The sequence below is a fragment of the Clostridium bornimense genome, from assembly GCF_018917145.1.
Lineage (GTDB): Bacteria > Bacillota > Clostridia > Clostridiales > Clostridiaceae > Clostridium_AN > Clostridium_AN bornimense_A.
This window is the reverse complement of the sequence record NZ_JAHLOD010000014.1, coordinates 36,947-54,263: the sequence shown is the minus strand read 5'-3', so window position 1 is coordinate 54,263 and position 17,317 is coordinate 36,947. Positions and strand designations below refer to the sequence as shown.

16 protein-coding genes are annotated in these 17,317 nt (G+C 27.4%); 15 read left to right on the top strand and 1 reads right to left on the bottom strand.

Going from position 1 to position 17,317, the window contains the following annotated elements:
• Nucleotides 1-23: 23 nt before the first annotated feature.
• Nucleotides 24-1,928, bottom strand: a complete 1,905-nt coding sequence (locus KQI30_RS06890; protein WP_216462551.1) for a YgiQ family radical SAM protein — start codon at nucleotides 1,926-1,928, stop codon at nucleotides 24-26.
• A 270-nt stretch (nucleotides 1,929-2,198) separates the two neighbouring features.
• Between KQI30_RS06890 and KQI30_RS06885 the strand changes: the two genes are divergently transcribed.
• From KQI30_RS06885 to KQI30_RS06815, 15 genes are all read left to right on the top strand, one after another.
• A complete protein-coding gene (locus tag KQI30_RS06885; protein ID WP_216462550.1) occupies nucleotides 2,199-3,464 on the top strand; it encodes a magnesium transporter in 1,266 nt (421 codons plus the stop codon).
• Between the two features lie 67 nt (nucleotides 3,465-3,531).
• Nucleotides 3,532-4,056 (top strand): serine O-acetyltransferase EpsC, encoded by a 525-nt coding sequence (gene epsC / locus KQI30_RS06880; protein WP_216462549.1) that lies wholly within the window; start codon nucleotides 3,532-3,534, stop codon nucleotides 4,054-4,056.
• A 56-nt stretch (nucleotides 4,057-4,112) separates the two neighbouring features.
• Nucleotides 4,113-5,093, top strand: coding sequence for a tRNA epoxyqueuosine(34) reductase QueG (gene queG, locus KQI30_RS06875; protein WP_216462547.1), 981 nt, complete (start codon nucleotides 4,113-4,115; stop codon nucleotides 5,091-5,093).
• An 8-nt stretch (nucleotides 5,094-5,101) separates the two neighbouring features.
• Nucleotides 5,102-5,809, top strand: coding sequence for a lysophospholipid acyltransferase family protein (locus KQI30_RS06870; RefSeq protein ID WP_253287421.1), 708 nt, complete (start codon nucleotides 5,102-5,104; stop codon nucleotides 5,807-5,809).
• The gene (gene nth, locus KQI30_RS06865; protein ID WP_216462543.1) at nucleotides 5,790-6,419 is read left to right on the top strand and encodes an endonuclease III; all 630 of its coding nucleotides are present in this window, start codon (nucleotides 5,790-5,792) and stop codon (nucleotides 6,417-6,419) included. The genes KQI30_RS06870 and nth overlap by 20 nt, the downstream gene beginning before the upstream one ends.
• Before the next feature lie 136 nt (nucleotides 6,420-6,555).
• A complete protein-coding gene (locus tag KQI30_RS06860; RefSeq protein WP_216462541.1) occupies nucleotides 6,556-6,957 on the top strand; it encodes a hypothetical protein in 402 nt (133 codons plus the stop codon).
• Nucleotides 6,958-7,059: 102 nt separating this feature from the next.
• Complete coding sequence (locus tag KQI30_RS06855; protein WP_216462540.1) at nucleotides 7,060-8,583, top strand: GTP pyrophosphokinase; 1,524 nt, start codon at nucleotides 7,060-7,062, stop codon at nucleotides 8,581-8,583.
• 26 nt (nucleotides 8,584-8,609) lie between these two features.
• The gene (locus tag KQI30_RS06850; protein WP_216462539.1) at nucleotides 8,610-9,512 is read left to right on the top strand and encodes a D-alanine--D-alanine ligase; all 903 of its coding nucleotides are present in this window, start codon (nucleotides 8,610-8,612) and stop codon (nucleotides 9,510-9,512) included.
• Nucleotides 9,513-9,647: 135 nt separating this feature from the next.
• Entirely contained in the window at nucleotides 9,648-10,562 is a 915-nt protein-coding gene (locus KQI30_RS06845) for an AAA family ATPase (protein WP_216462538.1), read from the top strand.
• Nucleotides 10,562-11,713: a DUF58 domain-containing protein gene (locus tag KQI30_RS06840; protein ID WP_216462537.1), complete on the top strand. Its 1,152-nt coding sequence runs from the start codon at nucleotides 10,562-10,564 to the stop codon at nucleotides 11,711-11,713. Before KQI30_RS06845 ends, KQI30_RS06840 begins: the two co-directional genes overlap by 1 nt.
• Nucleotides 11,691-14,252 carry a transglutaminase-like domain-containing protein gene (locus KQI30_RS06835; protein WP_216462536.1) on the top strand — a complete coding sequence of 854 codons (2,562 nt, stop codon included), beginning with the start codon at nucleotides 11,691-11,693 and terminating at the stop codon, nucleotides 14,250-14,252. Before KQI30_RS06840 ends, KQI30_RS06835 begins: the two co-directional genes overlap by 23 nt.
• Nucleotides 14,249-15,049, top strand: a complete 801-nt coding sequence (locus KQI30_RS06830; RefSeq protein WP_216462535.1) for a Cof-type HAD-IIB family hydrolase — start codon at nucleotides 14,249-14,251, stop codon at nucleotides 15,047-15,049. The genes KQI30_RS06835 and KQI30_RS06830 overlap by 4 nt, the downstream gene beginning before the upstream one ends.
• A 19-nt stretch (nucleotides 15,050-15,068) precedes the next feature.
• Nucleotides 15,069-15,911: a Cof-type HAD-IIB family hydrolase gene (locus KQI30_RS06825; RefSeq protein WP_216462533.1), complete on the top strand. Its 843-nt coding sequence runs from the start codon at nucleotides 15,069-15,071 to the stop codon at nucleotides 15,909-15,911.
• A gap of 55 nt (nucleotides 15,912-15,966) precedes the next feature.
• Nucleotides 15,967-16,449: a tRNA (cytidine(34)-2'-O)-methyltransferase gene (locus tag KQI30_RS06820; protein ID WP_216462532.1), complete on the top strand. Its 483-nt coding sequence runs from the start codon at nucleotides 15,967-15,969 to the stop codon at nucleotides 16,447-16,449.
• Nucleotides 16,450-16,460: 11 nt separating this feature from the next.
• Nucleotides 16,461-17,309: a DegV family protein gene (locus tag KQI30_RS06815; protein ID WP_216462531.1), complete on the top strand. Its 849-nt coding sequence runs from the start codon at nucleotides 16,461-16,463 to the stop codon at nucleotides 17,307-17,309.
• Nucleotides 17,310-17,317 lie beyond the last annotated feature (8 nt).

The following is a 17,317-nucleotide window of genomic DNA, read 5'->3' as shown; positions in this document are numbered from 1 at the left end:
AATAAATAAAGTTATTGTTAATTTTAGTGCAGAGATTGCTTTCTTTTATGATTGCCTTTTTTTGAATTATATTTTTTATCCTTATTTTCATTACTATGTTTTTTTAATTTATCATTACGAACCCTAGGTTTATTATATGGTATTAAACAATTTTTACCGTTACCTATTAAATCTTCGCGACCAGCTTTTATTAGAGCTTCTTTTACAAGGTCATAATTTTTAGGGTTATGAAATTGTAGTAAGGCTCTTTGCATAGATTTTTCTCTTCCGTTTTTAGGAACATATACTTTTTCACCAGTTATAGGATTTACTCCAGTATAATAAATTGTAGTGGAAAGAGATCCTGGTGTTGGATAGAAATCTTGCACCTGTTCTGGCATATAACCCATATTTTTAATGTACAATGCAAGTTCTATTGCTGCATTTAAATCACTACCTGGATGAGAAGACATTAAATATGGAACAAGGAATTGCTTCATACCAAGTCTCTTGTTTATTTCAAAATACTTTTTAGAGAACTTGTCATATACTTCTTTGGTAGGTTTCCCCATTTGAGCTAGTACTTTATCTGAAATATGTTCAGGAGCAACTTTAAGTTGACCAGAAATATGATATTTGCATAATTCTTCAAAAAACTTTTGGTTTTCGTCATAGATTAAATAATCATATCTTATACCTGAACGAACAAAGACCTTTTTAACTTTAGGAATAGCTCTAAGTTTTCTTAAAACACTTAAATATTCCATATGATCAATTTTTAAGTTTTTACATGGTGTAGGGAAAATACATTGTTTACTTTTACATACACCTACTTTTTCTTGTATCTTACAAGCTTTATGTCTAAAGTTTGCGGTAGGACCTCCTACATCGTTAATGTATCCTTTAAAATCTTTCATAGTAGTAAGTAATTTACCTTCCTCTACAATAGAGTTACTACTTCTATTTTGGATAGTACGACCTTGATGAAAAGTTAAAGCACAAAAAGAACAAGAACCATAACAACCTCTATGGGAGGTTATAGAGAATTTTACTTCTTGGATTGCTGGTATTCCTCCATCTTTTTCATATATAGGGTGATATGTTCTAGTATAAGGCAAGTTGTAAGTTATATCCATTTCTTCCTCAGTTAATGAAAATTGAGGAGGATTTTGTACTATATATCTATCACCGTGTTTTTGAATTATTCCTTTACCCCTTATAGCATCTTGCTCTTGTGATTGAATTTTAAAAGCTTCATTATAAGCTTTTTTGCTTTCTTCAATTTCCTCAAATGATGGACAATGTAAGTATTTATCCAATTTTTCTATTGAAGAAGTAGCATACATTGTTCCGCGAACACTAGTTATGTTTTTGATTGGTTTTCCATAGTTTAAAAGTTCTGCTATTTCAACAACAGTTTTTTCGCCCATACCGTAAATTAGAAGATCGGCTTTACTATCTATTAGTATGCTACGTCTTACCTTATCACTCCAGTAGTCGTAATGAGCAAAACGTCTAAGAGAGGCTTCTATTCCACCAATGATAATAGGAACGTTCTTATAAGCTTCTCTAGCCTTATTGCAATATATTATTACTGCTCTATCAGGACGATAGCCAGCTTTTCCACCAGGAGAATAGAAGTCATCACTTCTTTTTTTTCTTGCTGCGGTGTAATGATTTACCATAGAATCAATATTTCCAGAGTTTATAAGAAAACCTAGTCGAGGTTTGCCAAGAACCCTAAAGGCTTCTACGTCTTTCCAATTAGGTTGGGCTATTACACCAACAGTAAAGCCAGCATGTTCTAATGTACGACCAATTATTGCTGTACCAAAGGATGGATGATCTACATAAGCATCACCTGTTATAATTATAAAATCTAACTGATCAATATTTCTTTCTTTTAAGTCTGCCTTAGATATTGGCATAAATTGTGTATTTATTTTCATTATTAATTCCTCCAGACTGATATTATATTATCATAGAGTGAGGGGGATATAAAAGTATGAATCGGTGACAATTTTTATTTCTTGTAATATAATTATTATGGGCATATAATAAAGAGTATTGCTTAATAATAAATTAAGAACGAGGTGAGGAGAACATGGAGGGTGTCCCTCTTAGCAATGTAATAAAAAATAAAATAGTGTTGTTGAAGGAATATATATATTGCTAAGTAGTAATAGAAAATTCCTTCAATTAGTGAGGAGGAAAATTCTATGGAAAAGCTCTACAATTTCTTCTTTAGTAAAGTTTATAAAAGAAAAGTATACAATGAATATAATGATTGTATTGGTATCTTGCATGATATGTTTGTTATGAATGATGGAGGATATCCTAAAATTATAGGATATCAAATCAAAAATGAGGGAGAAATATCTAGTTGTGTTTTTAGAAATATTGAATTCTATAGGGATATGGATAAAAAAATAACAATAAAGATAAGAGGACAAAGAGATATTATTCCTAATTCATATTCATATTTATTAAGTAAACATCTTTTATATAAAAAGATAGTAGATGTTAATGGCAAAAAATTAGTTAGAGTAAATGATGTAAGATTAGCATCTATAGCTGGAGATATTAGAGTAGTAGCTGTAGATCCAGGTTTTAAAGGTTTAGCAAGACGTTATGGATTTTATAAGATTTTAAAGATGGCGTATAAGTTGATAAAGAAGGTTCCAGAAGATCAATTAATTATGTGGGATAATGTTGAAGCTTTAGATATAGTGTTGGATAATTTAAAGTTAAATGTTCCATATAAAAAGTTGTCAAAATTACATCCAGCTGATTTAGCAGATATTTTAGAAGAAATGGATTCTGCATATAGAAATAAGATTTTTGAAAGTTTAGATGAAGATTTAGCAGCAGATACTCTAGAGGAAATAGAACCAGAATTTCAAGCAGAACTTTTAGGTAATTTAAGTGGAGACAAGAGAGCAACAGTATTATCTAATATACCTAATGATGAATTAGCAGATATGTTAGATGAAGTGGATGATGAAACTGCTGAAAAAATATTGTATAATATGGAAAAAGAAGATGCAGATGAGATAAGATCACTTATGGAATATGAAGAAGAATTAGTTGGAAGTATGATGAATAAAGATTTTATTGCTTTTAATGTAAATATAACAGCAAAGGAAGCTTTAGATATTATAAAAGAAGTTAATCCAGAAGAAGAAGTTATTTATTATGTTTATATAACTGATGAAGAAGAAAAGTTTAAAGGTATGATTTCTTTTAAAGATTTAGTATTTGCTAAGGAAGATACTATGTTAAAAGATATTATGAAAGATGAGATGTTAACAGTTAAGGATAGTGATAAAGTTGAAACAGCAATAGATGCTGTAAATAAATACAATTTATTATCTATACCTGTTATTGATGCGGAAGATAAGTTATGCGGGATAATAGTTTTACACGATTTGCTTGATGAGATTTTAGTTCCAAGCTATAAGAAAAGATTTAAGAGGGTAAGTTAATTTCTAAATCTTAAAGTATAATGGGGGAAATTACTTGCTATATAAGTAACAATTAGGGGGAATTATATTGTTTAAAACAATAAGGCATGATATAAACTGGATTTTAGAAAATGATCCAGCAGCTAGAAATGGATTAGAGGTGATTTTATTATATCCATGTATTCATGCATTAATAATGCATAGAATAGCACATGGACTATATAAAATAAATCTTAAATTTATAGCAAGGTTTTTATCACAGATATCTAGATTTTTTACTGGTATAGAAATTCATCCAGGAGCTCAAATAGGAAAGGGATTCTTTATAGATCATGCTATGGGTGTGGTTATTGGTGAAACCGCTATTATAGGAAATGATGTTATTATGTATCATGGAGTTACATTAGGTGGTACTGGAAAGGAAACAGGAAAACGTCATCCAACTATAGGTAATAATGTTATAATTGGTGCAGGGGCAAAGGTGCTAGGTAATATATATATTGGTGATGGGGTGAAAATAGGAGCGAATTCTGTAGTGCTAAAAGATGTTCCACCTTATTGCACAGCTGTAGGTGTACCAGCTAAAATAGTAAAGGTAAGAAAAGAAGAGTAGAATGTGACTCCAGAGAGATATATAACTTCTGGAGTCATGTTTCTTTGGAGGAAGATATGGATTTAGATAGTAAAATTAGAAATTATATATGTTCTTTAGAAATTGATACATTTGGAGCAACAGAGTGTAGAAAATTTGAAGAAATCAAAGAACAACTAGAAATCAATAAAAAACTAAAATTAGAGAATCCTTTTGAAGAGGAGGATATAGAAAAAAGAATAAATCCATTTTTACTATTTAAGGATGGAAAATCAATAATATCAATAGCTTTTCCTTATTTATACCCAACTAAAGGAGAAGAAAATCCGTATTTTTCAAAATATACTATGGGGGTAGATTATCATCAAGTTGCGAAATCATATTTAAATAAGATTTTAGAGTACATAAGAAGTTTAGGGGGAGATGGTATAGTTTTAGTGGATTCTAATCCTTTACCAGAGAGATATATAGCAAAGTTATGTGGAGTTGGATTTATTGGTAAAAATAATATGATTATTACTGAAAAGTATGGTTCATATGTATTTTTAGGAGAAATAATCACTAATATAGAAATGAAATATGATGTGGCTATAGACAATAAATGTGAACAATGTGTAAAATGTATAGAGAGATGTCCAACAAAAGCGTTAAATCCAAAACGGAAAAATTCTAATATATGCTTGTCTTATATTACACAAAAGAAGGATATTGAAGAAAACTGGTTCAAGATTATTGATAAAAGATTATTTGGATGTGATACATGTCAAAACCATTGTCCATTTAATGAAAAAGTTCAGTATTCTAGTATAGAAGAATTTAAACCAAAGGAGTTTATGAAGGAACCTAATATAGCAGAAATGGCACTACTTAGTAAAGGTGATTTTCAAAGTAAATATAAAACTACATCCTGTGGATGGAGAGGAAAAAATGTTCTTCAAAGGAATGCATTGATTGTTGCCTATAACTGCAATTATAAATTAGATATAAAAGATAGAGATATCAATAGTCCTTATGTAAGGGAGTATTTTGAAAAGATAAAAAATAAAATTCAGAGGTGATTAAAGTGATGAGACAAATTATATATAAGATTATGAGTATGTTACCGACAGCTTTTAGAAATAAGGTAGCAAAACAATATTTAGATGGAAAACTTGAAAAGAATATGGATCTTACTGTTGAAGGTATAGATAATGCTAAAGATGTAGAAGGACCAATTATTTTTATTGGAAATCATTTGAGTAATACTGATGGACTAGTCTTAAGTAAAGTATTAAGTCCGTATGATCCTACATTTGTGGCAGGAGTTAAACTTGATGGAACTACTTTTACAAAGTTAGGGTTAGATATAATAAAAACTACGCCAATAAAAGCTAATACTGCAGATAAGGATGGAATAAAAAAGATAATAGATATTGCTAAAAATAATGGTAACTTAGTTATATTTCCAGAAGGTACCAGGAGTAGAAATGGAAAAATGATAAAAGCTAAAAGAGGGTTATATTTAATAGCTAAAATGACAAAAGCTACAATAGTTCCTGTAGCTACAACTGGAACAGAAATACTTATGCCTATAAATGATAAGTCTATGGGAAGCGAAACATTTAATCCAGCAAAGGTAACAGTTACAATAGGAAAACCATTTAAACTAAGAGATAGAAGAAAAGATGAAGGTAAAAAGCAATATGAAGAAGATGTAGTGGATGAAGCAATGATGGAAATTGCAAAATTACTACCAAAGGAGTATAGAGGAGTATATGACATCTCAGAAGATTAAAAATATTTTAGAAGAACTTGAAAATATGTATCCTGATGCAAATTGTGAATTAGATCACAATAGTCCATATGAATTATTGATTGCGACTATGTTATCTGCACAATGTACAGATGTAAGAGTCAATATAGTAACTAAAGAGTTATTTAAGAAGTACAATACTGCTGAAAAAATGATACAACTAGATAATAAGCAGTTAGAAGAGTATATAAAAACTTGTGGATTATATAAATCAAAAGCAAAAAATATACTATTAACTTCAAATATTCTTGTTAATGAATTTAATGGTATAGTACCAAATGATAAATCAATTTTAGAAACATTTCCTGGTGTTGGAAGAAAAACTGCAAATGTAGTTGTATCAAATGCATTTGGTATTCCAGCATTGGCTGTAGATACTCATGTTTTTAGAGTAGCCAATAGATTGGGTATAAGCAAAGGCAAAACACCAAATGAAGTAGAAGAAGACTTAATGAAAAAAATACCTAAAAAATATTGGATTAAAGTTCATCATCAATTAATATGGCATGGAAGAAGATGTTGCATTGCACGTAAGCCTAAATGTGATATTTGCAGTTTGAAGCCATATTGCAGTTATTATAAAACATTATAATTAAAATCTATAATAGGTATGTAATTCAATGTTTTGAATTAATCCGTAAAAACACTATCAATTAAATAACATAGAAAGACCTTAATTTCATAAACTATAAGTGTAAAAACTTCATAGAGGAAAGAAGGGTGACAAATTGCATAAGAAGATTGTGTTAATTTTAATAATTATTCTATGTTTAAACCCGACTAAGATTTTTGCGGAAAATTACTATGAAGATGTAAAGATAATAGTAAATAGTGTAGAAACTAACAAGGATGGTACTTACACAGCGTATTTAGGTTATATAAATAATAGTAAGACAAAAGTCATTCCTATTAGTGTTTGTATAAAAGGTAGAGTTGTAGAAAATAGTGAGTTGCCTACAATTTTAGAGGTTGGAGAATATAAAAATGTCTTCTATATTAAATTTAAAGGGGACAAAGTATCAGTTATTTATAGACAAGGTATATTTGGAAAAGAGAAACAAGTAAAAGCTTTTTCAAAACGATATAAAGAAGTTTTTAATTATAATTTAAATTGTCGCACAAAAGTGTGACAATTTTTTTTAAAATAAATTATGCATTTTATTTCGCATAAATATATTGTTTACAATTAAATGATATAATATTAATTAATAAAATTATGGAGGAAGCAAGATATGACATTGAAAATGTTTAAGTTTATAGATGAAGTAATTAATAATCTTGAGAACAGAGAAATTGAATTAGAAAATATTGCTATAAATATAAAAGAAGTTTTTAGAGATATTATTGGTGAAGATAGAGAGGGATTTTTAGATGTAAAAGCTAGAGTTAAAAGTAGCGAAAGTTTAAAAGAAAAGATTTTGAGAAATTCTTACTATAAAAAGTTTGATAACCCTAATGATTTACTATCACATCTACCGGATTTAATTGGTGTTAGAGTAGAATGTAGATTTAATGAGGATGAAGATAAAGTATATAAAATTATTAAAAGACAGTTTAGAGAAAAAAATGAAGATGGTCTTCATTACAATAAGAATTTTCCACATATAATATTAGATTTAAGAGGTAGACAACCTCAAAAACAAAAAAATGGTTTTGTTATTTATAGGATAGATGGTTTCTTTATAAGTAATGATGAAAAAATACCTTTTGAGTTACAGATAAAATCTCTAGTTAATTTATTCTGGAGTGAGATAGAACATAAAATTGTTTATAAAAATTATAATTATTTAGTTGTAGATAAGTTTTTAAAAGATATAATGGCATCAATTAAAAAGAACTTATCATTGATGGATAATGAATTGTTGCTTATATATAATCATATAAATAATAAATCTAAAGATAATGTATGGAAGCAAAAAGAAGAAGTAGAGGTAATAATATCAAAAATAATTTACGATGTATTTGCAGATAAAGTTGAGAATTCATTAGGGTTTGCAGTGGATTTTAGAAAGTCATGTGATCAAGTAGCTAAATATATTCTTAGAAGCGCTGTAAAAGATAATATGGAAGATTATAATGTTATATTAATAAATCTTTTGGAAAGACTAAATGAGATACGAGAAAATGAAGTGGAATTTAATTCAGAGATAACTTTTGAGAGAGAATTAAGTTTTGAAGACAATTTTTCAAGAAGAGTAGCACAAATAATAGTATCTAATATGAATAATGATTTTCAGTGGAATCTATTTTTTAGAATAATGTTTGAAATAGAATTAGGAAATAATGCAGAGGATTTTGAAAAATTTATAGGATTTTTAAAATTAGAACTTTTAGATTGGAAAGGAAGCAAAAAGATAGATGAAATTTTAGGAGAAAAATTAGCATTACAAGTAAAAGAAGAAATAATGATAAAAATTGCAAATGTTTTTGAAATTGTAGAATCTATAGAATTTATTCACAATAATAATATTAATGCTATAGTTGATAAGATACAAGATTATATTGAAGTAATGTGTAATGAATTTTTAGAAATGCCAGTAGAACAATGGAAACTTAAGAAAGATAAAATACTTAATAAATTCGAATTAACTTTATTATCTTATTTCTCTGTTGCTATTCCAATTGAAAAAGCAAATGATATAATAGATAAGATAGGAGAAAATGACGAAAAGATTTCTATGGCGAAGAACTTAATAAATTATTATGGAAAAGAAGTCATTGATTCTAAGGAATTAGTTAAAATTATTAATAAGTAAGTTTAATTATTTAGGAGGTTCATATAATGAAGGTAGGAGTTTTAATGGGGGGAATTTCCACTGAGAGAGAAATATCCCTAAAGTCTGGTGAAGGAATAGTGGCAAGTATTGATGGAGAAAAATATGATGTAGTGCCAGTTGTAATAGATTCTAAAGATGATGTTATAAATAAAGTTAAAGATTTAGATTTTGCATTTTTAGCCCTTCATGGTAAGTTTGGAGAAGATGGGTCAGTGCAAAGTGTGTTAGAAACTCTTGGAATACCATATTCAGGATGTGGTCCTATGACATCAGCTATATGTATGGACAAGGATATGACAAAAAAAGTTTTAAAAGCTAGTGATATAAGAACAGCAAGATGGACTATGGCAAGATCAATAGAGAATATTGATTTTGATAAGATTGAGGATATGGGATATCCTGTAGTAGTTAAACCAAATGGGGGAGGCTCATCAGTAGCTACGAATCTTGCTCATAGCAGAGAAGAAGTTATTAATGCTGTTAAATTAGCATTAGATGTTGATAAAGAAGTTATGATTGAGGAATATATAAAAGGTGACGAAATTACTTGTTGCATGATAAATAGAAAAATGTATCCAGTTATCGCTATAAAACCAACTGGTGAATTCTTTGATTTTGCTTCAAAATATGATGCTGGTGGTGCTGAAGAAGTTGTTGTAACTTTAGATGAAAATCTTCATAAGGAAGTAGAGAGACTAGCAGTAGCTTGTTGGGATGCATTAAAATGCGAAAGTTATGTAAGGGTAGATATGATAATAAAAGATGGGGTACCATATATTTTAGAACTTAATACATTACCAGGTATGACAGAAGCTTCACTTTTCCCTAAAAGTGCAAAAGCTGCAGGATTATCTTATGATAAATTAATAACAACATTTATTGAAGAATCATTAAAAATAAAAAGATAGAGTTAATTAAAGGTGATAGGAGAGAGCTGTTGCACGAAGAGTGTGGCAGCTTTTTTTATATAGTCAAGAAATGTTTTCTATTTGATAGAAATAGTGTAAAATAAATACATATTAAGTAAAATTGGGGTGTATCATATGAATAATTTTTCAAAGATGATATTAGATAATATCGGTAAAGTTTTTATTGGGAAAGAAAATGAGATATTAGATATTATAAAAGGGATTTTAGCAGAAGGTCATATATTAATTGAGGATGTTCCAGGGGTAGGAAAGACAACGTTAGTAAAAGCTATCGCTAGAACATTGGATTTATCATGTAATAGAATACAATTTACTACAGATCTTATGCCTAGTGATATATTAGGTGTATCTTTGTATAATCCAAAGGAGATGGAATTTCAATATAAAAAAGGTCCTATTTTTGCAAATATAATTTTAGCTGATGAAATAAACAGAAGTACTTCAAAAACTCAATCTGCTTTATTACAAGTAATGGAGGAAGGAGAAATTACAGAAGGAAATATTACATATAAGCTGAATAAGCCATTTATAGTTTTAGCTACAGAAAATCCAGTAGAGCAACAAGGAGTATACAATTTGCCAGAGGCACAATTAGATAGATTTATTATAAAGGTGCATTTAGGGTATCCAAGAACTGAAGACGAATTAAAAATATTGCAAGGTAAAAATATGGGGGCATCTTTAGAGAATCTTAATACAGTAGTAAGTAAAGAAGAAATTATAGAAATGCAGAATAAGGTTAAAGATATACATGTATCTTATGAAGTGCAAAACTACATTATAAGAATAATACAAGCTACAAGAAGTAGTGAAAAGGTTATCTTAGGAGTCAGTACAAGAGGAGCAATAGCTTTAATGAGAATTGCTCAAGCAGAGGCTTTATTAGATAATCGAGATTATGTTATACCTGAAGATGTTAAGAAAAATGCAAAGATAGTGTTAAGTCATAGGATAATTAAACAAAATATAAAAGACAGTGAAGAAAAGATAATAGAAGATATTATATCTACAATTCCGGTGGTGATTTAATGATAAAGATAAATAAGGGGTTTTTAATAAGCTTTATTGTTTTACTTTTGATAAATTACGCTATAGGGAATTTTATAAGTTATTCATTAATATTAGTACTTATAGTTATATTTTCTGTTGATATGATTTCTTTATTAGTAGCTAGAATATTCCTTAATATAGAAATGACTTTAGATGAAGTAGCCGTTGTAGGAGAAAAAATATCGATAGGATATATGTGTAATAAATTGAGTATATATTTATCATCTAATATTTTTGTTATTAATGAAATTATAGATGATATTAGTGGAGGTGAAGAAAGAAAGGATAAGTTAAATTTAGAGAGACAATATTATACTATTTCAGCAATAAAAAGAGGTAAATATGTAATAAATAATTTAGATATTGAAATGCAAAGTATATTTAATTTGATTTCAATAAATGGCAAGTATAAAGTTAATAAATCCATAAAAATATATCCTAAGATATATTCATTAAATTACAATTATAAGTTTTATAACAGTAGTTGTGGTATAAAAGAATCTTTCATTAGGTCTAATTATAGAACTGATGATATTAATAATATACGACAATATGAAGTAGGAGATAATTTACAAGATATTCATTGGAAAATAACAGCAAAAGAAAATAAACTATATACAAAGACATATACGAATAAACATAATGAAGAAAAAATAGTAATAGTATCTTATTATTTAGAAAAAGACAATTTTAATTATTTCATGGAAGAAGATTTAACATCTTTTGTTATATCATTATGTAAGGATTTTATAAATAGAAATGATCATATAAAATTATTAATTAATAATGATGAAAAGTATATGTCTTATATATCAAATAATATTGATATAAGTAATCTTTTAGAATATTCATTAGAAAATCAATTTTCTTTTAGTGATAAAAATTCTATTTATTCTTTTAATGATGCTATTGAAAATAACTTAGATAAAAAGAATGTTGTATTGATAATTTCAAATATAGATGATAATATAAAAAATCTTATTGATAGATTATCTAGAAAAGGCTTTAACATAACAATATATTTTAATAATTGCAATAAAAATTATAGTTTTTGTAATAATATTAAGCTAGTTAATATTAGTGATTATATTAAAGGGGACAAAGAATATGAAAAAAGAAACATTAGCTAAATATTCTCTAATCTACATAAATATTATATTTTTATTTATATTATTTATAAAATGTTATAAGATAACCAGTGTTAATATATTATTAGTATTGACAATGCTTATAGTTGTAAGTGTTATTAATTATTTTTATGACAAAATTAATGTTAGTTATAAAAAAGTGATATTAAGTTCTTTGTTGCTATTAATAGGCACAATTATATATAGTTTAATTTTAGGTGTAGATAATGTAGTAAATATATTAGTAGAAATAGATAACAATTTTTTAAAAAATGATTTTATCTCTTTTAAGGATATTCCTTTAATAATTTATATCATTATTTTTGCTGTAATAAATATATATGTATTTCTTATTAATAAAGGTAAAGGTTTTATTATAAATATAATTAATTTTACTATAATTATGACAATATGGTTCACAGGATATACCATAACTACAAGAGAAGTTCTGTATTTCTTTTGCATATTAACAATAATTAATTTTATTTTAGGTAGTGATTATAGAAACTTAAGAAAAGAAAAGCTTATATTATTAATAATAATATCAATTGTATCTATAACGGTAATAAGTAATATAGATATCGATATTATTGGCAAACATCGTTATGATTTACAAAGTGCTATAGATACTTTAATGGGGAAAAATAAAGTTAAAAATCAAATCGTAGGTTTAAGTGATAATGATAAGGTTGAACTAGGTGGAAAGTTACGGTTAGATAATAAAAAACTTTTTGAAGTAGAAATAGATGAACCAACTTATTTAAAGACTAATTGTTATTATAAATATAGTAATGGTTTGTGGGAAAAAACTATTGGTGATAATAATATAATTATATATAAAGGAATAGAAAAAATAGGAAATGCTGAAGAAGTAGAGACGTTTAACTCACAATCTTATGATAATTTATACAATATAATAGATAAATATGGAAATGGTTATTACATAGATCAAAGAGGGAATGTAGTTTATGGTGATACGGAAAATGTAGAAGAAAATTATAAGCAGTATTATATTACTGAAAATGATGAGTTAATTACCTTATCTCATAAATCTAATAAAAAATATCCAAATGGATATTATGAAGATGAGAAAGGGGAACAACATCCTTATGATGAGACATGGGTAGAAAAATATCCAAGAGGTTTTTATGTAGATAGAGATGGACAGCCACATGAATATAATAAGCAATGGTATATAGATTATCCTGATGGTTTTTTTGTAGATGAAAATTTTAATCCGCATCCTAAGTTGAATTTATATCCTAGAGATTATAATAAAAATTATTATAGCAATGGTTTTCAATTAAAGAAATATAAAGTTAAGTATGATGATATTTATGCTACAATATGGCCTCATCCATTAAATTTAAGAGAAGTATATAGTGGATATAAAAGTGGAAATATCAACTCTGTAAATAATATGTACATAGATGATTTTAATGCTAATTTATTTAGTAATGTTTTCCGTGAAAATTATGATGTTATGGGAAATTATGAAGGTGAGTTTGTAGGAGATTATTTTAAGAGTAGTGATAATTTAGAATATCTTGACAATGCTATAAATAGTGGATTTAAAGTTAATTATGATGATGTGTATTGGGAAACAAAAGATATACCTAAAAGTGTAGTAAATTTAGCTAATAATATTGTTGGAGATGAAAACGACGACTTAAAAAAGGTTCAAAAAATCAGGGATTATTTAAGAGAAAATTATCAGTATAGTTTAGATGTTACTTCTTTAGGAAAAGGAGAAGATTTTTTAGAAAAATTTCTTTTCCAAGAGAAAAAGGGGTATTGTACATATTTTGCTACAGCCACTACTATTATGTGTAGAGCTATTGGAGTTCCTGCAAGGTATGTAGAAGGGGTCAAGCTAGATGAAAAAGTTAGAGAGGGAGAGTATATTGCTAGAAGTTCAGATGCCCATGCGTGGTGTGAAGTTCTTTTAGATGTTGATGCAAAAGGAGGACTTTGGACAATTGTTGAGTCTACACCGGGATATAACAATTATAGAAATGATGTTGTAAAAGATGATAAAAAAGAAATAGATGATAATATAAATACTAATGAAGCTAAAAAGGATACTTTAGTAAAAGAAAATAAAAAAATAGAAAATACTAAGGCTGTGGAAGAAGATGGTAATAGTAAAAGTATATATGTTTACATAATAATTATATTTGTTATAATAGTATTTTTTATACTAATAGTTATAAAGAACTTGTATATTATAAGTAAAGTTAAAAGAAGTAAAGATATTAAGGTAGTGTATAGATACTATATGCATAGATTGAAAAGTTATGGTATAAAGAAAGAAAATTATGAAACTGGAGAAGAGTACTTAAAGAAAATTTCTGATAAAGAACTTAAAATATGTGTAGAGAAACTTTTGAATACATATAATATTAATATGTTTGGTGAGAAAAATATTTTATTTGATGCTGAGGAATATGTTATACTTTTAGAAGAACAATTAAAGAAAAAAGAAAAATTCTATAAATACATTATAAGAAAATTTTTTGATATAAGTTGGAGGATTACATGAAGTATAAGCTAGTTTGTGTTGATATGGATGGGACATTGTTAGATAGTAGTAAAAATATAAAAAAACGAAATATAGAAGTTATACAAAAAGCTGATAAAAGAGGAGTGAAGGTAGTGCTTACTACAGGAAGAGGCTATCCTTTTGCAAAAGAATTTAGAGATAAGATGGGTATAAGTACGCCAATAATAGCTTCAAATGGAGCATATATAGTAGATGGACATGAAGTAATGCTGAAAAATGTTATACCAATGGAAACTGCTAATACAATATTAAGTGTAATGGAGAAATATAAAGTAAAAACATTTATACATACTACTGATGATATAATTTATAGAGAAAAAGATATGAATAAGTTTTTAGCAAGAAAATTATTTGGTAATACTTTAAAAGGTGTAAAATCTTTTGATATAGGATTACAAGATAACAAAGATAAGATGCTAAAATTTATAGGAATTTCAGTAAGTAGTAAGAAGATGAAAAAAGTTAAAGAAGTTCTTAGAAAAATAGATAATTTAGAAGTAGTTTCATCAAATAAATTTAATTGTGAAATTATGATAAAGGGATCATCTAAAGGTGAAGCAGTAAGAGTAATGGCCAAGAAGTATAATATAAAACAAGAAGAAGTAATGTGTATTGGAGATAATGAAAATGATTTATCTATGCTTCAATATGCAGGTTGTGCTGTAGCAATGGGGAATGGTTCAAAAGAAGTAAAAGAAATAGCAGATTATGTAACATCATCAAATAATAATTGTGGTGTGGCACAGGCTATTGAAAAATTTATACTAGCGGATTAAATTAGGAGAGGTGATTTATATGAATTATAAGCTTATTTGCATTGATATGGATGGAACATTATTAGACAATTCTGCAAAGAATATTCCTAATGAAAATCTAGAGGCTATAAAATCTGCTACAGAAAAAGGTGTGAAAGTAGCAATAACTACTGGTAGATTATTTACATCAGCAAGATATTTTTCAGACTTAATAGGGGTTAAGACTCCTGTTATCGCATCAAATGGAGCTTATATACGAGAAAAAGATAGTGATAAGGTTATTGCGGAATTCTTATTAGGTGAAGAAAATATAAAAGCTATTTTAGATGTAGTTAAAGAATATGATATAAGGGTATTTTTTAATACAGTAGATACTGTTATTACAGATAAAGATATTTTGCAAGGAAATGCATATATGGAAATGAATAAAGATTTACCGAAAGAAATGCAAGTAAAGTTTTTAATAAATGAAGATTTAAAAAGTACTTCATTAAGATATAAAGACGAAATTTTAAAATGTATATGTATTAATGAAAACAACGTATATAACACTAAAGAAATTGAAGAATTAAAGATGAAGCTAAAAGAGATAGATTCTATTGAGGTAGTTTCATCAAATCATAATAACTTTGAGATAATGAATAAGGGCGTTTCAAAAGGAAAAGCTGTAGAAACTTTAGCTAAAGAGTATGGAATACCAAAAGATGAAGTTATAGCAATTGGTGATGGTGAAAATGATCTTTCTATGATAAAATATGCAGGGCTTGGAGTTGCTATGGGAAATAGTAGTGATTTTATTAAAGAGCAGGCTGATTATGTAACAGATACTAACGTTAATGCTGGTGTAGGAAAGGTTATTAAAAAATTTGTATTAAATAAATAAGTATATTATAATAATAAAATGAATTATTATAATATTAATATTAGAGGGAATTATTATGATTATTGATAAAGAAAATTTAAACATAGTGTTATTTCAACCAGAAATACCACAAAACACTGGAAATATAGCAAGGACATGTGTTTTAACTAATTCTAAATTACATCTTATAAAACCATTAGGTTTTGAAATTACAGATAAGAATGTAAAAAGAGCCGGGTTAGATTATTGGAAAGATTTAGATTTAACTATCTGGGATTCTTATTGGGATTTAAGAAAAGCTTATGAAGATAGAACATTCTATTTTTGTACAACAAAAGGAAAAGCATATTATGACGAAATCGAAATGAAACAAGGAGATTTTTTGGTGTTTGGAAGAGAATCAAGTGGATTACCTGATGAAATAAGAGATAGTGATCCTAAAAATTGTATAAGAGTTCCTATGATAAAAACATCAACAAGATCTCTAAATATATCAAATACTGTTTCTATAATTGCTTATGAAGGATTAAGACAATTTGGGTTTCCTAATATGAAATAAGAGGTGAAGAGATGGATAAAATAAAGATTATTACAGATAGTACCTGTGATTTGCCGCAGTCTATGATTGAGAAATTTGACATTGAAGTGATCCCTTTACTTGTGACAATAAATGGTGAGACTTACAAGGATCGAGAAGAGCTTGTTTTTTCTGAAATGATGGAAAAGATTAAGGCTTCAGGAGAATTACCAACAACAACTCAAATAAATCCTCAAAGATTTTATGAATATTATAAGAAATATATAGACGAAGGATATAAAATAGTTTCAGTACATATATCTTCAAAAATGAGTGGAACAGCTCAATCAGCGTTAATAGCTAAAGATATGTTAGAGACTGATGATATAGAAGTTGTTGATTCTCAAAATGTAACATCAGGATTAGGTATACTTGTATTAGAAGCCCAAAACTTAAAAGAAAAAGGTTACGGATATCGAGAAATTGCTAATGAACTAAGAAATATTACTGATAATGTAAAGAGTGCATTATTGTTTACATCATTAGATAATTTAATAAAAGGTGGAAGATTATCTAAGACGGCTGGTGCCATTGGAAATCTTCTTGGGATAAAACTTATATTAGATGTTTCAAATGGAATGATGAATGTAAGAGAAAAGATTAGAGGTACTAAAAAAGGGGTAAAGAGTATAATATCATATATAGATGAAAAGGGTGTAAGAGAAGGTAGTAAGTTAATATTTTTAACTGCTGGACTTGAAGATACAGAAGTTAAAGAAACTATTATTTCTGCATTAAAAGAAAGAAATATAGATTATATAGAAGCGGAAGTAGGTTGTGTAGTAGGGGTACATTCTGGAACAAATGCTTGTGGATTCTTTTTCTTAGAAAAAAATAATTAAATAATTTT